We start from the raw sequence: 21,382 nt of genomic DNA, 5'->3' as shown, positions 1-21,382 counted from the left end.
CGGTCTTGACATGGCCCTCACCAGGCACGACGTCGACCGCGCGGCTGACGGACGGTCACCTGGCGCGTCCGACCGGTTGCAGATGGTGGTGAGCGCTTTCACGGTGGGCTCAAGATCCGAAGCACCACCGAAAGGAAACACCCATGCGTGGTCTGCCCGCACGGCGCGTCGCGTCCTCCGTGCTCTCTGCCACTGTCCTGATCGGAATCGCCGGCCCCGCGGCCGTCGCGGCCGACAACGACTCGGCGCGGAAGCACGTCCACGCCGCGTCGAGCGCGCCGGTCCCCAACGCTGACGCACTGCTCGCCCCGGTCAAGAGCCTCGGCGACCTCGGCAGCGTGCTCACCCCCGTCACCGACCTGTTGACCCAGGCGCTCAAGGCCGACAACGGCCAGCTCTCCGCCGACCAGGCGAAGACGCTGGGCGACGCCGTCACCGCGGCCGTCGCCAAGATCACCGCGGCGGCGCCGGCCGCTCCGGCGGTCCCGGCGGTCCCCGCGGCGCCGGCCGTGCCCGCTGTGCCGGCGGCACCCGCCCTGCCCGCGCTGCCCTCGCTCAAGAGCGGCGACGACTCCAAGGCCAAGGCGCCCGCCGACCTTGCCGGTGACGCCCTCGCGTCCCTGCAGAAAGCGGTCGCCACGCTGCTCGCGGCGGTCACCTCCGGCAATGTCGCCGGCGTCGTCCCGGCGGTCACCGGTGTGGTGACCGGCCTCGTCAACGTGGTCGCGGCCACGCTGCTGGGTGGCGGTCTGCCCGCGCCGAGCCTGCCGGGACTGCCCGCGCTGCCGTCGACGTCCGCGCTTCCGGCGGTGCCCGCGGTACCGGCTGTTCCCAGCGTCTGACGCGAGCAGTCGTAGAGCAGTCGTAGAACGGCCGTCGGGCCGGTCCCTTTCCGGGGTCGGCCCGGCGGTCTTTTCCGTTCCACGGCCTTTTCATATGAGGATGGGAAACGCCGATGAGACACACGCTGCATTCGGGTGGGCAGCAGAAACTTTCTGCGCACGGGGTTTCCGCCCCGGCCGGAACTCGTTACACACGGCGACAGAATTCGCTCTGGTGACATGAGTTGCCGAAGAAAGGAACACGATGAAGTCCCTGAAGGCTGCCGCTGTCGTTGCCGGGTCCCTCGCCATCGCCGGTGCCGCCGCGCCCGCGTTCGCCTACAGCCCCGCCGACCTGACGCCCACCAGCCTCACCGGCGCCGTCAACACCCTCACCAGTGGTCAGCTCCAGCCCGCCGACGTGATGCCGCTGCAGCACCAGTCGGACGCGCTCGACACCGAGAACAAGGGTTCCGCGCTCAACACCGTCAAGGGTGCGACCGCCGCGCTGAACCAGCACAACCCGCTGCTCGGCGGTCTGCCGCTGCAGAGCTGAGTCTCGCCGGTGGTGTTCGAGGGGCGTCGCGAGGCGTCCCTCGTTCGTGTGGCGGGGTGCCCGCGCCATCGGCCGGACGGGTGAGAACGCGTCCGGTGGCCTTCCGGCCCGTCGATAAGGTCGCGCGGTGACCTCAACCTCAAGCGAAACGCGCCCCTTCCGCGTCGCCGACCTCGGCACCCTCGTCGTCCTGGCGTGGAGCGGCGAGGCCCCCGACGGGGACATGCCCTACCTCCTCGCCTACACCCTGGGCGACGCCGCGGACGGCCCCGAGGCCGCCACCGCCGCCGTGGAACGGCTGCTGACCGACAACGGACTCCCGGTCGGCGGCAACGTCGTCGACGGCGCCACCAAGCCCAGCCTGCCGATCACCATGCTCATCGAGTCCGGGCAGGCCGTCCTCAACATGCCGCAGCTCAACGCCCAGTGCGTGCCGCCGCCCGAGTGGCTCGCGGCGGTCGGCGAACGCGGCTTCGCCTACCTGGTGTTCACCACCCGCCCGTGGCCCGAGGCCGAGCCGGGCAAGCCCGTCACCCCCGAGGCGCTGGCCGAGTTCGCCGGCTCCGAGGACACCCTGAACGCCGCCGCGCACATCATCCTGCCCGCCCGCAGCCTGCGCGGCTGACGACCGGACGAACGACCGGACAGCGGGCGGGAATTGACGGTTCCGGCCCGCTGGTGGGAAGCGGATTCCGGTCCGTGGACGGGAATTCCGGAAAGCTGACTACTACGGCACCCGGGGGAATCTTGAACTGAAGTCCTGCCCGGCCTCGTTACCCGGGCAGCACACAGAGCTTCAGCACGCAGAGCCTCCGAATTCCGAAAGGGACCGTACTCGAGATGAAGTCGACCACCCGAGGAACCATCGCCGCCGTCATCACGGCCGTGGCGGCCGCGACCGGCGCCGCCGCGACCCCCGCCGCCGCGCTCGGCGCGGTTCCCGTGCCCGTGCCGCTGGAAGGCGCGGAGAGCGCCCTCGGCATGGAACTCCCCAAGCTGGGCGGGGAGATCCCGGTGCCCATGCCGGGCTCGCCCGAGGGCCCGCGGTACGTCGAGGGCCGGCTCATCCCGGAGCGGGCCATTCCGCAACTCCCGGTCCACGGCGGCCTGCCCGGCCTCGGCCTGCGCGCACCGCTGCCGCACGTCCTCGGCGACGGCTTCGACCACGTCGGCGTCAGCACGCCCGCCTCCGACCTGCGCACGATGGCCCCGGGCCTGGCGCTGGACGTGCCGCTGACCCCGCCCAACCCCGACAACTTCGGCCTCCCGGACCTGAAGGCGCCCCAACTGGGCGTCCTGGCGCCGGTGTTGCAGACCGTGCCGGGTGCGGACCTGGTCACGGGGGCGGGCCTGTAGGCCATGGCGCCGGAGCGCGGACGGTCGTAGGACCGGAGTGTGGAGGAGAGGGCCCGGGTGGTGCGACCCGGGCCCTTCCGCTTGCCCGGGGGGATACGGACGGTGACCGGGCGGGGGGTCGGACGGTTAGCCCCTCGAACGGTCGGAACGGACGAGGGAGTTGGGCCATGAGCGTGAGCGTCGGTGGAGTACCCGTGGGCCGGGATTCGGTCAGACCCGGGCCGGTGCGCAGGACGCGGCGGGAGGCGCTGCGCGGGGCGTTCGGTGCCGCCCTCGCCGTGGCCCTCGTGCCCGTCGTCGCGGCCTCGCGGCCCACGCGCTCCGGCGAGGACCCCGGGGACACCGCCTTCGACGAGACGTACCGGGGCCGTCGTATCCACGGTGTGCTGAAGGACGGCTGGCAGGTCACGGTGGACGGTCGGCCGCTGCATCTGATGCGCCGCGCCGACGGCACCTGGCTCAGCATGGTCGACCACTACCGCTCGTATCCCACCGCGCTGGAGGCCACCCGCGCGGCCGTCGACGAGCTGAGCCCCGGCCGGGAGTTGCGCGAGGCGGACGGGCCGATGGAGCAGATGCACATGGGGGGAGACCATGGCGTACACGCGTAAGGACGTCAGCACGCTCACCGCCGCCGAGAAGCGGCGGTTCGTGGCGGCGCTCCTTGAGGTCAAACGGCGGGGCGAGTACGACGAGTTCGTGCGCACGCACATCGAGTTCTTCGTGCCCGACGGGGAGTACGGGCTGCGCTCCGCGCACATGGCGCCCTCCTTCCTGCCCTGGCACCGGCAGTTCCTGCTCGACCTGGAGCGGGCGCTGCGCCGGGTCGACTCCTCGGTGACGGTGCCCTATTGGGACTGGACGCGCGAACGCTCCGCGACCGCCACGCCCTGGACCAAGGACCTGCTCGGCGGCACCGGGCGGCGCTCCGACCACCAGGTGACGACCGGGCCGTTCGCCTACGCGACGGGCAAGTGGAAGATCACCGAGAACATCACCGACGAGCCGTACCTCACAAGGGACTTGGGCCGGGCCGGCGCCCCGATCGCGCTGCCGACGAAGAGCGACCTGGACGGGGCGCTCGCCGACCCGGTCTACGACGTCTCGCCCTGGGACTCGACCTGCCGCACGGGGTTCCGCAACCGGCTGGAGGGGTGGGGCACCGGGCGGGGCAGCGCGTCCTGGCGCAATCACAACCGGGTGCACAAGTGGGTCGGGGGCGTGATGCTCGGCGGCGCGTCCGTCAACGACCCGGTGTTCTGGCTGCACCACGCCTTCGTCGACCTGCAGTGGACGCGCTGGCAGAGCAGGCACCGCGGCGCCCGCTATCTGCCGGCGAAGCCGCCGGGCGCGGGCGACGACCAGGAGGGGCGGGTCGTGGCACGGCAGGAGCGGATGCCGCCGTGGGACGTGACGCCGCAGCAGCTGGAGGACGTCAGCAGTATCTATCGGTACGCGTGATGCCGGTTCGCCGCTACGGCTGACCGGTCGCGGACACGGGGAGAGCCCCGGCGCCTGAGGTGCCGGGGCTCTTCGCGTACGTCCGTCCGCGGGTGCGGTCGAAGCGTGCGGTCGGATCAGTGGCCGTAGCCGTTGCCGCCGTAGCCCGGGCCGGGGTGGCCGGGGTGGCCGTGGCCGCTCACGTTGGCGCAGGTGTTGCCGAAGGCCGGGTTCAGCAGGCCGATCACGCTGACGGTGTTGCCGCAGACGTTGACCGGGATGTGGACCGGCACCTGCACGACGTTGCCCGACAGGACGCCGGGCGAACCGACGGCCGCACCCTGCGCGCCCGCGTCCGCCATGGCCAGGCCGGCGCCACCGAGCGCCACGGCACCGGTGCCGAGGGCCACCACGGCCACCTTCGCGATGCGAGACATCACGTTCTCCTTTGGTTCGATGAGTGCGACGGCACGACTCGCCACCGCACTCCGAGTTCAACGCGGCGGCGCATGGCTGGTAACGGCGACAGCGCGGGGATCACCTTTTTGAACAGGACTTCGAGCGCCGGGAGCGGGCGTTCGACGGCCGGAAATTCGGTGCCCTCGGCGGGTGGGCGTCCATTAACCTCCGGGCATGGCAACCGACCAACTGTTCCGTCTGTTCGCCGAGCAGAACCGGGTGCGCGCCTTCGCGGCGGTGGCCCTGGGCGCCGAGACCACCGAGCAGGTCGCCGAGGTGGCGGGCCTGACCTCGAAGGGGACGGCGCTCGCCCTGCTCAAGCTGCGCGAACAGGGCGTGGTGAAGACCATGGACGACGGCGAACTCCGCGTCGACTACGACCTGTTCAAGAAGCTGGCGCGGCAGGGCGAGGAGCCCGCCGAGGAGACCCCGGCCACCGGTGACGAGCACACCGACATGATCCTGCGGACCTTCGTCCGGGGCGGCCGCCTCATCCGCCTCCCCGCCCAGTGGACCCGCAAGCAGGTGGTGCTCCAGCACATCGCCGAGCAGACCTTCGCCCCCGGCGTCGAGTACCCCGAGCGGATCGTCAACGAGAAGCTGCGCGCCTGGTGCGACGAGGGCGAGATCGACCATGTGACGCTCCGGCGCTACCTGGTGGACCTCCAGCATCTGCGCCGGAGCGAGGGTATTTACCGGCTGTCGTCGACAACGGCGGCGTGACGCGCGGGTTCGGCGTCATTGGGCGTCAACTGCCGTACGGACCTTGGGTTCTACGGCAGTTGCCGTACCGGCGAACCCGCCAGGTAGGCCTGGATGTTCTCGACGGTCTGGCCGTAGTACGTCGTGTAGTTGGCGTGCGACACATAGCCGAGGTGGGGTGTCGCGAGCAGGCGCGGTGCCGTGCGCAGCGGGTGGTCGGCGGGGAGGGGCTCGGTGTCGAAGACGTCGAGGCCGGCGCCGGCGATGCGGCCCTCGTGCAGGGCGGTGAGCAGGGCGTCCTGGTCGACGATCGCCGCGCGTGAGGTGTTGATCAGATACGCGGTGGGCTTGAGGAGGGCGAGTTCGGCGGGGCCGAGGAGACCGCGGGTGCGGTCGCCGAGGGCGAGGTGGACCGAGACGAAGTCGCTGTCGGCGAGCAACTCCTCCTTGGACGCGGCGAGTTGTACGCCCACCTCGTCCGCGCGCTCCTTCGTGAGGTGCTGGCTCCACGCCGTGACGCGCATCCCGAAGGCCAGGCCGACCTGGGCGACACGGCTGCCGATCTTGCCGAGACCGAGCAGCCCGAGGGTGCGGCCGTGCAGGTCGCAGCCGACCGTCCGCTGCCAAGGGCCGCCGTCGCGCAGGGAGTTGCTCTCCTCGACGATTCCCCGGGCCAGGCCGAGCAGCAGCGCCCAGGTCAGTTCGACGGGCGGGGTCGAGGAGCTGGCCGTGCCGCACACGGTGACGCCGTGCGCCTTCGCGGCGGCGTGGTCGATGACCGTGTTGCGCATGCCGGAGGCGACGAGCAGCTTCAGGCGGGGGAGTCGGGCGAGCAGCGAGGCGGGGAAGGGGACGCGTTCGCGCAGGGTGACGACGATGTCGGCGGTGGCGAGCGCGGCGGCCAACTCGGTCTCGTCGTCGAGGTGTTCACGCAGGCTCACGACCTCCACGGTGTCCTCGATCGGCGACCAGTCGGCGAGTTCGGTCGCCACGTTCTGGTAGTCGTCGAGGACAACACAGCGCAGGGGCACGGCGGTTCGGTTCCTTCTGTCGGGTCCGGGGTCCCGGGGCCGGGGTTCGGGGTTCCAGGGCCAGGTTCCCGGGTGATCGACCGGAACGTTACTCCTTGGCGAGCGAGAGCGAGTTGGCCGTGCGGGTCGGCTTGCCCAGGGCCCAGAAGAGGACGCCGAGGAGGACGAAGACGGCGAGCGGTACGGCCTCGGTGAGGAGGTACTTCCAGCGCTCGTCGTAACTCCAGCCGTCCGGCAGGTAGTTGGCGCCGAACCAGTGGTCGCCGGCCCCGGGGGCGATCAACTGCACGCTGGCGAACAGGATCAGCACGGTGAGGACCACGCTGATGGTGCGGGGGAAGGGCGCCTTGTAGGGGCGGGGCACGTCTGGGGCCTTGCGGCGGAGCACCGCCAGGGCCGGGAAGATGCCCAGGTAGCTGATGAGCGTGGTGGAGATGGCGAGACCGAGGACGGCGCCGAAGAGCTTGGCCGCGCTGCCGTTGGTGAGCTGATGGGCCAGGACCAGGACGAGGGTGGAGACCAAGCCGCTGAGGATGTTGACCCGGACCGGCGTGCCGAAGCGGCTGGAGATGACGCCCAGGAAGCGGGGCGCGGCGCCGTCGTAGCCGGAGACGGCGAGGGCGCGGTCGGAGCCCATGACCCAGGTGACGCCGGAGGACAGCACCGTGAGGATGAACAGGATCGCGGCGATGTCCCCGAGGACCGTGCCGGCGCCGCTGCTGGTGACGGTGCCGTCGGCGGCCACGTCACCGCCGTAGACGGTGAAGACCTGGCGGATCGCGTCGAGGAAGCCGCCGAGGCCGGTGATGGCCTTGACCGGGAGGACGAGCAGGATGCCGAGGATGGGGAGGGCGTAGAGGAGTACGGCGAGGGCGGCGCTGCGGAAGATCGCGAAGGGGACGTCCTTCTGGGCGTCGGTCATCTCGTCGCCCGCGGTGTTGGGCAGTTCGAAGCCGACGTAGTTGAACATCAGGACGGGGACCAGGCCGACGAAGCCCGCGTACGTCGGGGAGAAGTCGCCGGGGCCGAAACCGTGCAGGCCGTGCTGGATGCCGTAGACGACGACGGTGATCGTGAACAGGCCGAGGAGGACGAAGCGGCTCCAGGCGCCGATGGTGGGGATCCACTTGCCGACGTCGAAGGAGAGGATCGCGGCGAGGACGCCGACCCAGATGAAGACGAGGGCGAAGACGTAGAAGGCCGGGGTGCTGAGGTCTTTGCCGTCGTTGAAGAAGGTCGTGTACGCCGTGACGGCGGAGACGGCGAGGGTGCCGCCGAGCCAGACCGGGTTGGTGATCCAGTACAGGAAGTTGTTCACCGCGCCCGCCAGGCGGCCGAAGGCCCGGCTGGTCCAGATGTAGGGGCCGCCCTCCTCCGGGAACGCGGCGCCGAGCTCGGCGGTCAGCAGTGCGGAGGGGATGAAGAACACCGCGGCCAGCACGATGAGCCAGGTGAACGCCTCGGCGCCGGACGAGGCGACCGTGCCGATCGTGTCGACGCCGACGATCGTGCAGAGGAGGAAGAAGAGGATGTCGAAACGGCCGAAGTGCTTGCGCAGCTTCTGCCGCTCGGCCTGTGCTGCGACCGGCGCGGCCGGCTCGGGGGCGATCTGACCAGCGGCCACCGGGGGCTCCTGCGGGATGGGGAGGGGCGGGGACGGGACGGGGGATGGGCGGGATTCGGCCAATGATCCGTCGTCCTTGTGAAATCCCACAAGCGTTCGGGGACCAGTCTTGACCATTACGTATCCATCGGAACGTAACGGAAACCGGGGTGAAACACGGAGGCCGATTTGATTCCCTGGGTGGCCGGGGCTTACGGCTTGCGTGCCAGGCCGCCCCATATCAAGGGTTCGGGGAGCGCGGACGGCGGGACGGGGGCGTCGGGGCGCCAGTCGTCCAGGGGGACGAGGCCTGGGCGTTGGAGGGTGAAGTCGGCGAAGAACCGGCGTAGTTGATCGGCTGTGCGGAGCTGGCCGCGGAGTTCGGTGAACTGGGCCGCGGTGGCCGGTGTTTCGGGCAGGAAGTGGACGACGCCGGAGACGATGACGCCCAGCGGAGCGGTGAGGTCGATCAGGGTGTGCAGATCGGGGTCGTCGAGGACGGCTGCCATGTCCTGTACGTCGCCCATGAGCAGTACGGATCGTCCGGGGTCCAGGAGGGGCCTGCCCTCGGCGAGGACGACGGGGTCGTTGTCGACGTAGACGACCCTGGTGTCGGGGTGGTGGCGGGCGGCGACCTCGTGCACGTTGTCCTGGGTGGGCAGGCCGGCCCCCAGGTCGAGGAACTGGGTGATGCCCTCGGCGGTCATGGCGGCCACGACCCGCACCGGCCGGCGGCGCATGGCGCGGGCCAGCAGGGGCGCTTGGGGGCTGGCGGCGGTGATGCGGCGGGCGGCCGCGATGTCGGCGGGGTAGTGGGTGTGGCCGCCGAGGAAGTAGTCGTAGATACGGGCCACGTTCGGTACAGCGGGCACGTTGGCCGCGTCAGGCACGTCGGGCTCGATACCGGGCGAAGTGTCCGGCTCGTCGGCCATGAGTGATCGCCTTTCGCTCAACGAGCTTCCAACGAGCCTTGCCACGCGGGGAGTTCGCGGGCACGGCTTGGCAGGACACCATCTTCTGCCCAACCGTCCGGGGTGGGGAAGACGGCCGCCGGTGGTCACCGCTCGGCAGCGTGGAGGACTTCGCGGATCAGCAGGTCGAGGTCGTCCGTGGTGGTGCGGTAGTTGCACAGGGCGGCGCGCAGGACTGTGCGGCCGTGGACGGCGACGGTGGCCAGGTAGGCGCGCCCGTTGTCCTGGACGCGGCTGGCGACGCGGGTGTGGAGGGCGTCCGGGGCGTTCCCGTAAGGGTCGGTGATCCGGAAGCAGGCGACCGGCCACGGGCCGCCGGCCAGCAGCTGGAGCCGGGGTTCGGCGGTGATCCGCTCGCGCAGTTGGTCGGCGAGGGCCAGGTAGTGCTCGATCAGGCCGGTGGCGCCGTCGCGGCCCAGGTGGTGCAGGGTGGCCCAGAGGGCGAGGGCACGGGTGCCGGGACGGGTGAGTTCGATCGTCGCGTGGGACAGCCAGGGCAGGGCGTCCGGTTCACCGGCGGTGAGGTAGGAGGCCTGGTGGGCGAAGGCCGTGTGCAGGTGCTCGGGGTCCGGGACGAGCAGCGCGCCGCAGCCTACCGGCACGCTGAGGGTCTTGTGCGGGTCCACGGTCAGTGAGTCGACGCCGCCGACGCCCGCGTAGTGGGGTGCCAGGGCGGGCACGCTTGCGCCGAGTCCACCCCAGGCGCCGTCCGCGTGGTGCCACATCCCCGTGCTCCAGCACAGGTCCGTGACCGGTTCGAGCGGGTCCACGGCGCCGGTGGCGGTGGTGCCGAGTGTGGTGACGGTGCAGAAGGGGAGCAGGCCCGCGTCCAGGTCGGCGGTGACCGCGGCGCGCAGTGCGGCGGGGTCCAGCCGGTTGTGCGGGTCGGTGGCGACGGGGCGTAGCCGATGGGCGGGCAGGCCGACGCAGGCGGCTGCCTTGGCGACGGACATGTGTGCCTGGGCGCTGTAGTAGAGGGTGAGGCGGGCGTGGTCGCGGTCGTAGGCCGGGCCGTCGGCGGAGCCGCGCCGGGTGAGGAACCAGGTGCGGGCGGTGGCCAGGGCGAGCAGGTTGGCCATGGAACCGCCGCTGGTCAGCACCCCGCCCGCGCTGTCGGGCAGGCCCGCGAGGCCGGCGAGCATGCGTACGGTGCCGCGCTCCAGGTCCATCGCCGCGTTCTCGCCCATGCCGCAGGTCGCGTTGACGGCGCAGGCCAGCAGGTCGGCGACGATCCCGGCGGGCGCGGGCGGTGAGTTGACCCAGGCGAAGAACGCGGGGTGCCCGTTCCCGGTCGGGTACGGCGCGATCTCGTCGCGTACGAAGTCCAGCACGCCGCTCAACTCCCCGCCGCGTTGCGGAAGTTGTCCCGCACGCAGCCGGGATCGCAGTTGCGTGGGCAGCGGACGGGCGACCGGGCCCTGCGGCAGTTCGCTCAGGTAGCGGGCGGCCCACTCGGCGGCTGCCACGAGTTCGTCCCGGAGCACCTTCGCGTGGGCTGCGGGCGGCTCCGGGGACGGGTCGAACTCGCCGAAACTCGCCGAACTCGCCGAACTCGCCGAACTCGCCGAACTCGCCGAACTCGCCGAACGGAGACGGGTCTTGGTCATGCAAACGCTGAGTCATGGCGGGGTGCGGGGCCTCTCGTCGCGACAAGACCCCCTGGTCAGCGAAGTGAGGGCCATGATCGTAACGAGCGGCCACATCGGCCGACACGTGTACCGGCGCAACTCGACTTGGGACTTCCTTTTGGGAATTCCTTTGTTCGCACTTGGCTCGGATCTGGTTGCAGGTGGTAATCGCAACGTGTGACGATGCCCAAGTTTGATCACGGAAATAGGGTGAACAGCCGCCCTGCGACGGGGACTTGATGGTGGACGAGCCAGAGGCAGCGGTGAGCGGAGTCGCGCCGGGGCCGCCACGGTCACGGTTGGCGGACATCGCCGATCAGACGGTGATCCGTACGGCGAGGGAGGCGGTCGTCGAGGCGGTCGTCCAGGCGGCCGTAGACGTGGTCTCCGAGGAGGAGACCGAAGAGGCGCCCGAGGTTGAGACCGAGGTTGAGACCGAGGTCGAGGCTGCGCAAGTGCGGGCCCGTCGGCGTCGGTTCCTCGACCGGTTGGGTGAGTTCCGGCGGTCACAAGTGCTGGTGCCGATGGGCGCGTTGCCCGGGGTGGGCCCTGCGGCCGAAGCACCCTTGACGGTCGACCTGGGTGGAGTGCGGTGGATCCTCGCGTTCACCGGGGAGGCCGCGTTGGCGCGGTATGCGGCGGCCCGGGGTGAAGCCGAACGGGAGTGGCGGTACCGGGGTGTGTGGGGTGCCGCTCTCCTGGACGCCGCCGTACCGACGGTGGCCGGATCGGGCGTGCCGTGCGGGGTGTTGGTGGACGCGGCGGACGGTGAGCGGGGGCTCGTACTGCCGCCGGTGGTCGGCGTCGTGCCGGAGGACGTCGCGGTGGACGGGCCGGACGGACCAGGTGGGCTGGACGGGTTGGACGGGGAGGTCGGGCGGTAATGGCGGGGGAAGTTTCGCAGGGCGGCGACGGCGGTGCGGGCGGGCCGGACTTGCAGGTCGTCGGGCTGGCGCTGATCGCCGACGGGATCGACAAGGTCCTTGGTGAGCTGGGGAAGTTGGGCTTCGCCGACAAGGTGGGCTGGTCGGGCGCGGGGCGTGGTTTCGACGATCTGGAGATGGACGGTGTGACGATCGGCGACGACGCCGTAGGGACCGTGTTCCATTCGTTCTGCGAGCGCTGGCAGTGGGGTGTCCGCTCCCTCGTCGCCGAGGGGAACTCCTTCGCGGAAGCGATCGGTCTCGCGGCGGGGACGGAGTACCAGGCGGACCAGACCGTGAAGAACTCGCTCAAGGTGGGCCTCAACTCCCTGGAGGGCAACCCGTATGCCTCCGAGGACCAGATCGAGAAGCAGAGCTGGAGCCAACTGGCCACGCCCGCCGCGCTGGACCCCGACTACAGCGCGAAGTCGTTCGAGGACGGCGCCACCAACTCGGAACAGGTCCTCAAGGGCATGGCCCGTGACGTGGCCACGACCGACGTGGTCCCCGGTGTGGAGGCGGTGCCGACCGCGCTCGGCATGGACCAGGACGACTACGACGCCACGGTGAGCAAGGGCCTCGGCCTCAAGCCGGAGGGGCAGCAGGGCTGATGTCGATCTGGAGCAAGTACGGCGGCAAGGCACTGAGCGAGGGCAAGGGGCTCTTCGACGAGGCCAAGCGCGATGTGGGGCACGCCGTCGACGAGGGCGCCGACCTCACCGGCGACGTCCTCGACACGGTCGGCGCGCACGGGGTGGCGCAGAAGGTGCGGGACGGTGGGGACCAGCTCGCCTCCTACCTCGGCGCACACGTGGACGAACAGCAGTTGGGGCCGGACGCCGAGCCGACCGGGCTGATCCACGGCAAACCGGCGACGATCCGCGAGAAGGCCACGCATCTGGCGGTGTTCGCCGACGCCTTCGCGGAGGTCGGCGTCGGCATGAAGGCCGTGGACTCGGCGGGCTGGAAGGGCGAGGCCGCGGACACCTTCCGCGAGAAGTTCGCCGTACACCCGACCAAGTGGCTTCAGGCGGGGGCGGCTTGCTCGGACGCCGCCACGGCGCTGGGCAGCCTTGCCGACACGGTCGAGTGGGCGCAGAAGCAGGCGGAGGAGGCCATCCGCCTGTACAAGAAGGGCAAGTCCGCCTCGGACGCGTACAAGAAGCAGGTCGACGACTACGACCGCAAGGCGGAGGGTGGCACCGAGGACCCCGGCCCGCTGCCGCCCGAGCAGGATCCCGGCGGGGCCGCGCTGCGGGCGGCGCAGGAGGTCCTCGACGCGGCGCGGCGGCAGCGGAACGCGGTCGCCGCCGAGACGGAGGCCAAGCTGACGGCCGCGCTCGCGCACGCCCCCAAGGAGCCTTCCGCCGTACAGCAGTTGAAGCTGGACGGCGCGGATTTCCTGGAGGCCCAGTACGTCGACTCGACGCATGTCGTCGGCGGCGTGATCAAGGGCACGGCGGGCATCGTGAACTTCGCCCGCAGCCTCAACGTCATGGACCCGTACAACCTCACGCATCCGGCCGCCTTCCTGCAGAACAAGGTCCAGCTGCTCGGCGGAGTGGTCAGCATGGCCACGCATCCCGAACGCGCCCTGGAATCGGGCTGGAACTCGTTCAAGTCGGACCCGTACAACTTCGCCGGCGAGCTGTTTCCCCAGGCCGTCCTGGCCGTGGCCTCGGACGGCGCGGGCACCGCCGCGGAGGAGGGCATGCTCGCCGCCGACAGCACGCTCGCCGAGGAGGGCGCGCTCGCGGAGACGCCGGCCGCGGCCGAGAGCCAGGCTGCCAAGGATGTGGAGTCCGCGGGCACGGACCCGGTCAACCTGGCCACGGGCAGGATGTTCCTGTCCCAGACGGACGTCACGCTGCCGGGCGCGCTGCCGTTCGCCTTCAAACGCCGGGTCGAGTCGGGCCGCACGTACGGCCGTTGGCTCGGCCCGTCCTGGATCAGCACGGTCGATCAGCGTCTCGACATCACGGCGGCGGGCGTCACCTTCGTCCACGAGGACGGAACCCGCCTCTTCTACCCGCATCCGGCACCCGGCCTGCCCGTCCTGCCCACGCACGGCGCCCGGTGGCCGCTGAGCCGGGAGGCGGACGGCTACACCGTCACCGACCCGCAGACCCGGCGGGTGTGGCATTTCGCGGACCGCGACGAAACGCTGGCCGAACTCGTCCAGATCGACGACGCCAACGGCAACTGGATCACCTTCGAGTACGACGGAGCGGGCGTCCCTTCGGCGATCGTCGACAGCGCCGGACACCACCTGAGGATCGACAGCGCCGACGGACTGATCACCGGCCTGGAACTGATCACCGGCGACGGCGCACCGGATCTCCGGCTGATCAGTTACGGCCATACGCGCGGGAATCTCACCGAGGTCGTCAACTCCTCCGGCCTGCCCCTCCGATTCGCGTACGACGAGGCACACCGGGTCACGTCGTGGACGGACACGAACGGGCACGCGTACGCCTACGAGTACGACGAGGCGAACCGGTGCGTCGCGCAGGGCGGCTCGGCGGGCCACATGAGCCTGCGCCTGTCCTACGGCGACAGAGACCCGGAAACCGGCCTGCGCACCACGACGGCGACGAACGGCGACGGAGCCGTGCGCCGGTATTTCGTCGACGACCTGCATCACATCGTCGCGATCGTGGATCCTTCGGGGAACACCACCCGGTATACGCGGGATCGGTTCAATCGGCTGCTGTCCGAGACCGACGCCGTGGGCCGCACGAGATTCTTCGAGTACGACGACGCCGGAAACCTGACACGGATCGACCGCCCGGACGGCCGGCGCACCACCTTCGCCTACGACGACCGTGGACTCCTCATCAGGACCGTGCGCCCCGACGGAAGTGCGGTCCGTCAGGAATTCGACGAACGCGGGAACCGGACACTGGTCGCCGATTCGACCGCCGGCACGACCCACTTCACGTACGACGAGTCCGGGCATGTGTCTTCGGTACGAGACCCCCACGGCCGGGTGACCGCCATGCGCTGCGACGCGGCGGGCCTGCCGGTCGAGGTGCGTGATCACTCCGGAAACGTCATGCGGTACGAACGGGATCCGCTCGGCCGCATCACGTCCGCCACGGACCCGTCGGGGAAGACCGGCGTGCTCGAATGGTCCGTCGAGGGCAGGCTCACCCGGCGGCTGCATCCGGACGCAACCGAGGAGCGCTGGACCTACGACGGCGAGGGAAACTGCCTCACCCACACGGACACCCTGGGGGGAGTCACACGGTTCCGGTACGCGCCTTTCGATCTGCTGACGGCACGTGTCGAACCCGACGGTTCTCGTTACGAGTTCGCCTACGACAATGACCTGCGGCTGACGAGGGTGACCAACCCCGCCGGTCTGGAGTGGACCTACGCGTACGACGCGGTCGGGCGGCTGGCCACCGAGACCGATTTCGGTGGCCGCGTCAACCGTTACTCCTACAACGCGGTCGGCGAGTTGGTCTCCCGCACGAACGCACTCGGTCAGACCGTCTCCTTCGAGCACAACGCACTCGGGCAGATCGTCCGGAAAAGCGTCGACGGCGAGATGCTGACGTACACCTACGACTTCACCGACCGGATCGCCCGGGCCGCCACCGCCCACGCGAACCTGGAACTCCTTCGTGACCGGCACGGGCGCGTGGTCTCCGAGACGGTCAACGGCCGTGAAGTGGCTTACCGATACGACCAGTTCGGCAAGCTGACGGGCCGTACGACACCATCCGGCGTGGAAAGCGCCTGGGAATACGATTCCGTGGGGCAACTCCGTCATTTCCTGGCGGACGGCCGTGTCGTCGCGCTGGAACACGACCAGGTCGGCCGCGAGACCAGCCGCCGGTTCGACGATTTCCTGAGCATTTCCCGGTCCTTCGACGAGATGGACCGGCTGATGTCGCAAGCGGTGGACAACTCTCTGGGGCGTATCCAGTCGAGGGCTTACGAATACCGCGCGGACGGCAGCATCACCACGGTCCATGATCAGTTGGACGGCGTCCGGCAGTACGAACTGGACCTGGTGGGACGGGCGACCCGGGTCAGCGGGGACGGGTGGGTCGAGTCCTACGCGTACGACAGGACCGGCAATCAGGTACACGCCCAGTGGCCCACGCGCCAGTTCGGCGACGACGGATGCGGTGATCGCGTCTACCAGGGCGCCGACCTCGCGGGCGCGGGCCGGATCCGCTACGAGCACGACGCGGCCGGACGTGTGGTGCTCCGTCAGAAGACCAGGCTCTCCCGCAAGCCGGACACCTGGCGGTACAGCTGGGACGCGGAGGACCGGCTCACCCAGGTCGTCACTCCGGACGGCACGGTGTGGCGGTACCGGTACGACGCGCTCGGCAGGCGCATCGGGAAACAGCGCATCGCCGAGAACGGCGTCGACGTACTGGAACAGGTGGACTTCACCTGGGACGGCACCACGCTGTGCGAACAGACGACGAGTTGGGGCGACACGAGCGACGCGGTGACCCTGACCTGGCATCTGCACGGCGCCGAGACGGTCGCCCAGAGCGAGCGCCGGGTCACGTCCTCGACCTCGCAGGAGGAGATCGACGCCCGGTTCTTCGCCATCGTCTCCGACATCTCGGGAACTCCCCGCGAACTGATCGACGAGTCCGGAGAAATCGCCTGGAGATCACGCTCCACGCACTGGGGGAAACTGTCCTGGGCGATGGACAGCCACGCCTACACCCCTCTTCGTTTCCCGGGGCAGTATTTCGACGCCGAGACGGGTCTGAACTACAACTATCTTCGGTACTACGATCCCGAAGTGGGCCGGTACGTCAGCCAGGACCCATTGGGACTCGCTCCGGCACCGAATCCCACCGCATATGTGGACCGGCCTCAGATCTCCTGCGATCCGCTCGGCCTGGCTCCGCAGAAATCACCTGTTCCGCTGAAGCCGTACGAGACGCCGAATCTCTCCGACTTGGCGAAGCAGCTCAATCCCGAGGGCGGGATGATGAACTGCACGTACGTCGGTGAAGCGATGGACCGATATCTTGCGGGTGAGGGAATAAAGGCCGTGCCCGGGGACATGGGGGGACTGCAGTCCCTCGATCGACTGCAGGGCGTGTACGGGCGGAGTTTCGAGGACACCAAGTTCTGGGACATGGTCGATCACATGCGAAATTCCGGTGACGGTGCTCGCGGAATCGTGGCAGGAGACTCTCCTGTTCCAGGTCAGGGTGGTCACGTGTTCAATGTCGTGAACAGTCAGGGCAGGGTGCTCTTCGTTGACGGTCAGACGGGATTCGTCAACCCCGCCTACTTCAAGTCATTCAAGCTGATGAGGACGAACTGATGTACACGTTGGAGCAGGCGGAGCAGTTGGCGGCGGAGTTCCTTCGGCAGAAAACCGCGGGTTGGGACAACGAAGTCGCCCTGTTCGATGATGACGAACTGAAGGCGAAGAAGGGTGAGTTCTTCTATTTCGCATTTCAGGGCGTGAAATACCTCGCCACCAGGGACGACAAGTACTTGCTCTACGGTCCCACCAACATCTCGGTGCACGCCGAGACCGGGGAATGCCGGTTCCTCAGCATCCATGAATGCATGTCGGTAGATCCCTTCAATCAACGGTAGTGACTGATGTATACGATGGCGCAAGCGGAACAGTTGGCGGCAGATTTTCTCCGGGCGAAGAACTCTGGCTCGGAGGACGAGGTCGCTCTGTACGGCGATGATGAAAACAGGGCGAAGAAGGGCGAGTTCTTCTACTTTGCCTGGCAGGGCACGAAATACATCGCCACCGGAGATGATACGTACTTCCTCTATGGGACTACCCATATTGCGGTGCACGGCGAGACCGGGGAATGCCGATTCCTCAGCATCCACGAATGCCACTCGATCGATCCCTTCAACGCGCGGAGGTGATCTGTCTACGTCCCCGACGGTCGGCCCAGCAGACCCTTGCTCGCTCCACCGCGACGCCGGACCGAGCCCGGCCGAACCGCTGCGGGTTGGGAGTCGCGCGGCTTACGTGAGTCCTTCCGACCTGTCCTGCCTGCTCAGATTCTGCGGAGATGACGGGCAACCGGGGCACCGGCGGGAGGTTGGGAAGTATGCCGAGCTAAGAGAGGAATGACCAGCTGCCTTTTTCGCCAGGGCGTGGTAGTTGGGGCCCCTGAGGTTCCGACATGTATTGGCCGTAGCGGAGCGCGGTCGGGTTGGCCGCACGTAGTGTTTCCGTAGGACGCCGGGCCGGGTGGCTCGTGAGGTTCCTGCCGCCGTTCCTGGCTGGCTCATCGGGGGTGCCGCCGTTCCGGCGTCCGTCTACGGGCTGACTCAATGAAGACGTGTCCCGGCCCGGTTGGTTCCCGAAGTCGAAGTGTCGGCCGTAGGTATCCCTGTCGTCGCACGACCGTAGGGAGGGCAGTGCCCGTGATACTGCCCGGCGTCGATCGATACAAGTCCACTCACACCACGGTCGCCGTGGCCCCGGAAGCCCACCGGTAGCTTGCCTCGGTAGCGGTCGGGGCCCGTCTGCCGGAGTACCGACGGCTGCTTACCTGGGCCAGGAAGTGGCCAGAGCACACAGGGGCGGTGGAGAACGCCAATGGGCTGGGCCGGCACCTGGCCCAGTGGCTCATCGCGCGCGGTGAGCGGGTGGTCGATCTCGCGGCCTGCACCGTCGATGCCCTCGCCGACCTCACCCGCACGCGGCCAAAGAAGATGAAGATGCAGTACCGGCCCGACGCCCTCGACGGCTTCATCACCGAGACCGGCCTTACCTGGACACGGCCATGACCTCATCCCGACGTGAAAGCCTCAGTTGCCGGGTTGGCCAGCGCTGGTGTCGATGTTGCAGTTCATTGACAGCCCGCCCAAACCAGACCAACAACCCATCGAACGGAAAAGCACGGATAAAATATCTGCACGCCCTTTGTTGCGGCGGATGGAATGGATGACAAGTATGCGGATCTATGACGGATCGGCACGGAAAGCGGAGGTCGGTTCCTTGCCCCACACAAATGCCGAAATGTACCAATCGGATGCATAGAATTACCCCTGTATCCATCTCTGGATCATGCTACGATCACCGCTCGGCCCTGAAGGGGAGCCGTCTGACGAGAATGCCATCAATAGCGGGGGCTCATGGCAGTTCATCAGCATTTACATGCGACCGAGAATCACCAGAAAGTCGGAGTTGTCGTTCTGGCCGCTGGCAGCGGCGAACGGCTTGGAATCGGACCCAAAGCTCTGGTGGAAGTCGGCGGAAAGCCACTTCTTCTGCATGTGTTGGAATCCATGGCTTCCAATTCCAGTGTGGTGTGCTTGGCGGTGACGGCTCCCGCTGATCTGATCGCCGCCTACCAGAAGCTGGTCGATTCGGCGGGACTGGCCATACCGACTCGTGTCACGCCTGGAGGAGCGACTCGGCAGCAGAGCGGCCACCTGGGAGTCAGGGCTCTCCCGTTGGAAGCGGATTGGGTTGCGATCACGGACGTCGCGCGGCCTTTCACTCCTCCCGGAATCATCGACGTACTGCTGGAGAATTTTCGGATCGTGGCTCTGGACGTCCCGGTCGGCCAATATCTGTGCGGGATCGTTCCTGCGCTGCCGCTGGTGGACAGCGTGCATCTCCTCGGCGCGGAACCGCTCCTGGCGGAACCCTTCGACCGGAGTCTGCTGCGTGCGGCCCAGACCCCGCAGTTGTTCGACCGGGGCTGTGTGACGGCGGCCTACGAGGCTGCCGCGAAGGAGGGCACCGTGTGCACCGACGACGTCGGCATGGTGACCCATTTCGGTGGCACTGTCGCCACCGCGCCCGGCAACCCCTCCAACTTCAAGATCACATATGAGCACGACCTGGCACTGGCGGAAGCGCTGCATGCCTACGCGCCGAAAGGACTTGCCGGCAGCGAGGTATCCATATGAGGGACCTGCAGGGCAAAGTCGCCGTGATCACCGGAGCGAGTTCAGGCATCGGCGCGGCGACGGCTCGACGGCTGCACGCTCTCGGCGCCAGCGTGGTTCTCGGCGCTCGGCGGGGAGACCGCCTCAAGGAGCTTGCCGACGAGTTGGGCAACGAGCGAGTTGCGTGGGCAGAGGTCGATATCCGATCACCTCGCCAGGTAGAGGATCTCTTCGGCGTCGCGGTCGACGCCTTCCGGAATATCGACTGCCTGATTGCGAATGCAGGTGTGGGAGCGTACGGCGGCATTTGCGACCTCTCCGATACGGAAATCGAAGAGGTCGTTGCCACCAACCTGACCGGGGCGATCTGGTCCGTACGCCACGCCATTCCGCTACTCACCGCCAAGGGCGGCGACATCGTACTCATCAGTTCTGTGGCTGGATTGCGAGGCCGTCCCGACGAAGCCGTATACGCAGCCACTAAGCACGGTGTCGTCGGACTCGCCGGATCACTCGACCGTGAACTTCGGTCGAAGGGAATCCGGGTCAGTGCATTGTGTCCTGGTGCCACTGACACGGAATTCGCCATGGGCAGAGGAAGGCTTCCGGACATGCCTCAGCTCAAGACGATGATGCGCGCCGAGGATGTCGCCGACTCCATCGTGTACGTCCTCGGGCAGCCCACATCAATGAGGACCTTGCTATGGAGTATGCGCAGCGTCATGTCCGAAAACTGAACCCGTCAGTGAAGGGGTGAACAGCCACGTCATGCCTCATATGCGATCCATTACGGTGCAGGCGCCGGCCAAGGTCAATCTGCAACTTGCTGTAGGTGGTCGCCGTAATGACGGATACCACGAACTCGCCAACGTGTTTCTTGCCGTCTCTTGTTCTGACGAAGTGATACTGACCCCGGCCGAAGAACTGCGCGTCACCGTGTCGGGAGCTCAGGCGGACCGGGTGCCGGCTGACGATTCGAACCTTGCTGCCCAAGCCGTCAAACTCCTTGCGAAGAGGAGCGGGGTCGATCCAGGCGTCCACGTCCACATCGACAAGCGCATCCCCGTCCAGGGCGGCATGGCCGGCGGCAGCGCGGACGCGGCCGGTGCTCTGGTGGGCTGCAACGCCCTGTGGAACCTGGGCCTCAGCCAGACAGACCTCGTGTCGCTCGCCGCCGAGCTCGGAAGTGACGTCCCCTTCAGCGTCTTGGGGGGAGCAGCTCTCGGGATCGGCCGGGGCGAGCGGCTCACCAGCCTCACCGTGGGCGGGAACTCCCATTGGGTCTTTGCCATGGCGGAGTTCGGCCTGTCCACACCAGAAGTCTTCGCGGCGCAGGAGCGATTCCGCCGAGACAGCGGGCGGCCCTGGGCCGCGCACCTGATGCCGTTGCCCAGGGCGTCCGAGCAACTGATCGACGTGCTTGCCGGAGGCGATGCCTTCGCCTTGGCACAGATGCTGAGCAACGACCTGGAACCGGTGGTCACATCAATGCGGCCAGAGCTGGCCAGGACGCTGGAGACAGGAAGGAACGCGGGTGCCCTCGCGGGCATGCTGTGCGGCACCGGAGCCACCGTCGCGTTTCTCGTCTCCGACCATCGACACGCACAGATCGTCGCCAAGACGCTGCTGGAATCCGGAACTTGCGCTTCTGTCCAGATGGCGCACGGTCCCGTTCCGGGGCCTCAGCCGAAAGAGATCATCGTAACGGGGGAGAAGCCCATGACATCGCATGTCCAGTCCAGAGAAGAAGTCTTCGCGGTACTCCGCCGTATCTGGGAAGAGGTCCTGGAGACTCCGGTCGACGACCCCGAGGAGAACTTCATCGAGTTGGGCGGGGACTCTCTGCTGGCCCTCGTCGTCGCCGACCGGGCGCAAGAAGCCGGGCTGTCGATGCCGCCCACCGGGGTCCTGCGCCGGCCGACATTGCGAGAGCTCACCGACGCCGTGCTCGATCCTCACCAGTTCGAGCATTGGTAGCCGGAGGCGGAATCGGCCCGAGACGCCTGGCGCGTCGCGCACCAACCCA

General features: G+C 68.5%; 20 protein-coding genes and 1 pseudogene. 16 read left to right on the top strand and 5 right to left on the bottom strand.

Annotation, left to right across the window (positions count from 1 at the left end):
* Nucleotides 1-143 precede the first annotated feature (143 nt).
* From SPR02S_RS08300 to SPR02S_RS08275, 6 genes are all read left to right on the top strand, one after another.
* A complete protein-coding gene (locus SPR02S_RS08300; protein ID WP_026150341.1) occupies nucleotides 144-842 on the top strand; it encodes a hypothetical protein in 699 nt (232 codons plus the stop codon).
* Nucleotides 843-1,086: 244 nt separating this feature from the next.
* A complete protein-coding gene (locus tag SPR02S_RS08295; RefSeq protein WP_019056481.1) occupies nucleotides 1,087-1,377 on the top strand; it encodes a hypothetical protein in 291 nt (96 codons plus the stop codon).
* Between the two features lie 127 nt (nucleotides 1,378-1,504).
* Entirely contained in the window at nucleotides 1,505-2,002 is a 498-nt protein-coding gene (locus tag SPR02S_RS08290) for a DUF5949 family protein (RefSeq protein ID WP_019056480.1), read from the top strand.
* A gap of 215 nt (nucleotides 2,003-2,217) precedes the next feature.
* Complete coding sequence (locus tag SPR02S_RS08285) at nucleotides 2,218-2,733, top strand: hypothetical protein (RefSeq protein ID WP_019056479.1); 516 nt, start codon at nucleotides 2,218-2,220, stop codon at nucleotides 2,731-2,733.
* 167 nt (nucleotides 2,734-2,900) lie between these two features.
* Entirely contained in the window at nucleotides 2,901-3,344 is a 444-nt protein-coding gene (locus tag SPR02S_RS08280; protein WP_019056478.1) for a tyrosinase family oxidase copper chaperone, read from the top strand.
* Nucleotides 3,328-4,194, top strand: coding sequence for a tyrosinase family protein (locus SPR02S_RS08275; protein WP_019056477.1), 867 nt, complete (start codon nucleotides 3,328-3,330; stop codon nucleotides 4,192-4,194). Before SPR02S_RS08280 ends, SPR02S_RS08275 begins: the two co-directional genes overlap by 17 nt.
* 116 nt (nucleotides 4,195-4,310) lie before the next feature.
* Here the strand turns inward: SPR02S_RS08275 and SPR02S_RS08270 are convergent, their stop codons facing one another.
* Nucleotides 4,311-4,610: a chaplin gene (locus tag SPR02S_RS08270; protein ID WP_019056476.1), complete on the bottom strand. Its 300-nt coding sequence runs from the start codon at nucleotides 4,608-4,610 to the stop codon at nucleotides 4,311-4,313.
* 196 nt (nucleotides 4,611-4,806) lie between these two features.
* Here SPR02S_RS08270 and SPR02S_RS08265 point away from each other — a divergent pair, with 196 nt between their 5' ends.
* Nucleotides 4,807-5,355 carry a DUF2087 domain-containing protein gene (locus SPR02S_RS08265; RefSeq protein WP_019056475.1) on the top strand — a complete coding sequence of 183 codons (549 nt, stop codon included), beginning with the start codon at nucleotides 4,807-4,809 and terminating at the stop codon, nucleotides 5,353-5,355.
* A gap of 50 nt (nucleotides 5,356-5,405) precedes the next feature.
* On the opposite strand, the gene SPR02S_RS08260 is transcribed toward SPR02S_RS08265, so the two are convergent.
* From SPR02S_RS08260 to SPR02S_RS08245, 4 genes are all read right to left on the bottom strand, one after another.
* Entirely contained in the window at nucleotides 5,406-6,365 is a 960-nt protein-coding gene (locus SPR02S_RS08260; RefSeq protein WP_019056474.1) for a D-2-hydroxyacid dehydrogenase family protein, read from the bottom strand.
* An 88-nt stretch (nucleotides 6,366-6,453) separates the two neighbouring features.
* Nucleotides 6,454-7,989: an APC family permease gene (locus SPR02S_RS55420; protein WP_019056473.1), complete on the bottom strand. Its 1,536-nt coding sequence runs from the start codon at nucleotides 7,987-7,989 to the stop codon at nucleotides 6,454-6,456.
* Nucleotides 7,990-8,180: 191 nt separating this feature from the next.
* On the bottom strand, nucleotides 8,181-8,900 hold the full coding sequence (locus SPR02S_RS08250) for an SAM-dependent methyltransferase (RefSeq protein WP_019056472.1): 720 nt from the start codon (nucleotides 8,898-8,900) through the stop codon (nucleotides 8,181-8,183).
* A gap of 125 nt (nucleotides 8,901-9,025) precedes the next feature.
* Nucleotides 9,026-10,546, bottom strand: coding sequence for a pyridoxal phosphate-dependent decarboxylase family protein (locus SPR02S_RS08245; protein WP_019056471.1), 1,521 nt, complete (start codon nucleotides 10,544-10,546; stop codon nucleotides 9,026-9,028).
* 260 nt (nucleotides 10,547-10,806) lie between these two features.
* Here SPR02S_RS08245 and SPR02S_RS55415 point away from each other — a divergent pair, with 260 nt between their 5' ends.
* The 9 genes and pseudogenes from SPR02S_RS55415 (at nucleotide 10,807) to SPR02S_RS55400 (ending at nucleotide 21,333) form a co-directional block, all read left to right on the top strand.
* On the top strand, nucleotides 10,807-11,451 hold the full coding sequence (locus SPR02S_RS55415) for a hypothetical protein (RefSeq protein WP_019056470.1): 645 nt from the start codon (nucleotides 10,807-10,809) through the stop codon (nucleotides 11,449-11,451).
* Nucleotides 11,451-12,101, top strand: a complete 651-nt coding sequence (locus SPR02S_RS08235) for a hypothetical protein (protein ID WP_019056469.1) — start codon at nucleotides 11,451-11,453, stop codon at nucleotides 12,099-12,101. The genes SPR02S_RS55415 and SPR02S_RS08235 overlap by 1 nt, the downstream gene beginning before the upstream one ends.
* Complete coding sequence (locus SPR02S_RS08230) at nucleotides 12,101-16,801, top strand: putative T7SS-secreted protein (RefSeq protein ID WP_019056468.1); 4,701 nt, start codon at nucleotides 12,101-12,103, stop codon at nucleotides 16,799-16,801. The genes SPR02S_RS08235 and SPR02S_RS08230 overlap by 1 nt, the downstream gene beginning before the upstream one ends.
* Nucleotides 16,801-17,082, top strand: a complete 282-nt coding sequence (locus SPR02S_RS08225; protein WP_019056467.1) for a hypothetical protein — start codon at nucleotides 16,801-16,803, stop codon at nucleotides 17,080-17,082. The genes SPR02S_RS08230 and SPR02S_RS08225 overlap by 1 nt, the downstream gene beginning before the upstream one ends.
* Nucleotides 17,083-17,088: 6 nt before the next feature.
* Nucleotides 17,089-17,373 carry a hypothetical protein gene (locus SPR02S_RS08220; RefSeq protein WP_019056466.1) on the top strand — a complete coding sequence of 95 codons (285 nt, stop codon included), beginning with the start codon at nucleotides 17,089-17,091 and terminating at the stop codon, nucleotides 17,371-17,373.
* Nucleotides 17,374-18,114: 741 nt separating this feature from the next.
* Nucleotides 18,115-18,246 (top strand): annotated as a pseudogene (locus SPR02S_RS66435) (IS630 family transposase); the annotation flags it as partial.
* A gap of 348 nt (nucleotides 18,247-18,594) precedes the next feature.
* Nucleotides 18,595-19,377 (top strand): IspD/TarI family cytidylyltransferase, encoded by a 783-nt coding sequence (locus SPR02S_RS59535; protein WP_063746243.1) that lies wholly within the window; start codon nucleotides 18,595-18,597, stop codon nucleotides 19,375-19,377.
* Nucleotides 19,374-20,093, top strand: coding sequence for an SDR family oxidoreductase (locus tag SPR02S_RS08200; protein WP_019056462.1), 720 nt, complete (start codon nucleotides 19,374-19,376; stop codon nucleotides 20,091-20,093). Before SPR02S_RS59535 ends, SPR02S_RS08200 begins: the two co-directional genes overlap by 4 nt.
* A 16-nt stretch (nucleotides 20,094-20,109) precedes the next feature.
* The gene (locus SPR02S_RS55400) at nucleotides 20,110-21,333 is read left to right on the top strand and encodes a 4-(cytidine 5'-diphospho)-2-C-methyl-D-erythritol kinase (RefSeq protein ID WP_106436930.1); all 1,224 of its coding nucleotides are present in this window, start codon (nucleotides 20,110-20,112) and stop codon (nucleotides 21,331-21,333) included.
* Nucleotides 21,334-21,382: the final 49 nt, after the last annotated feature.

Origin of the sequence: Streptomyces prunicolor NBRC 13075 (assembly GCF_000367365.1) — a bacterium.
Taxonomy (GTDB): Bacteria; Actinomycetota; Actinomycetes; order Streptomycetales; family Streptomycetaceae; genus Streptomyces; species Streptomyces prunicolor.
Note: the sequence above shows the minus strand (reverse complement) of the source record. Positions and strands in the feature narration are given on the sequence as shown.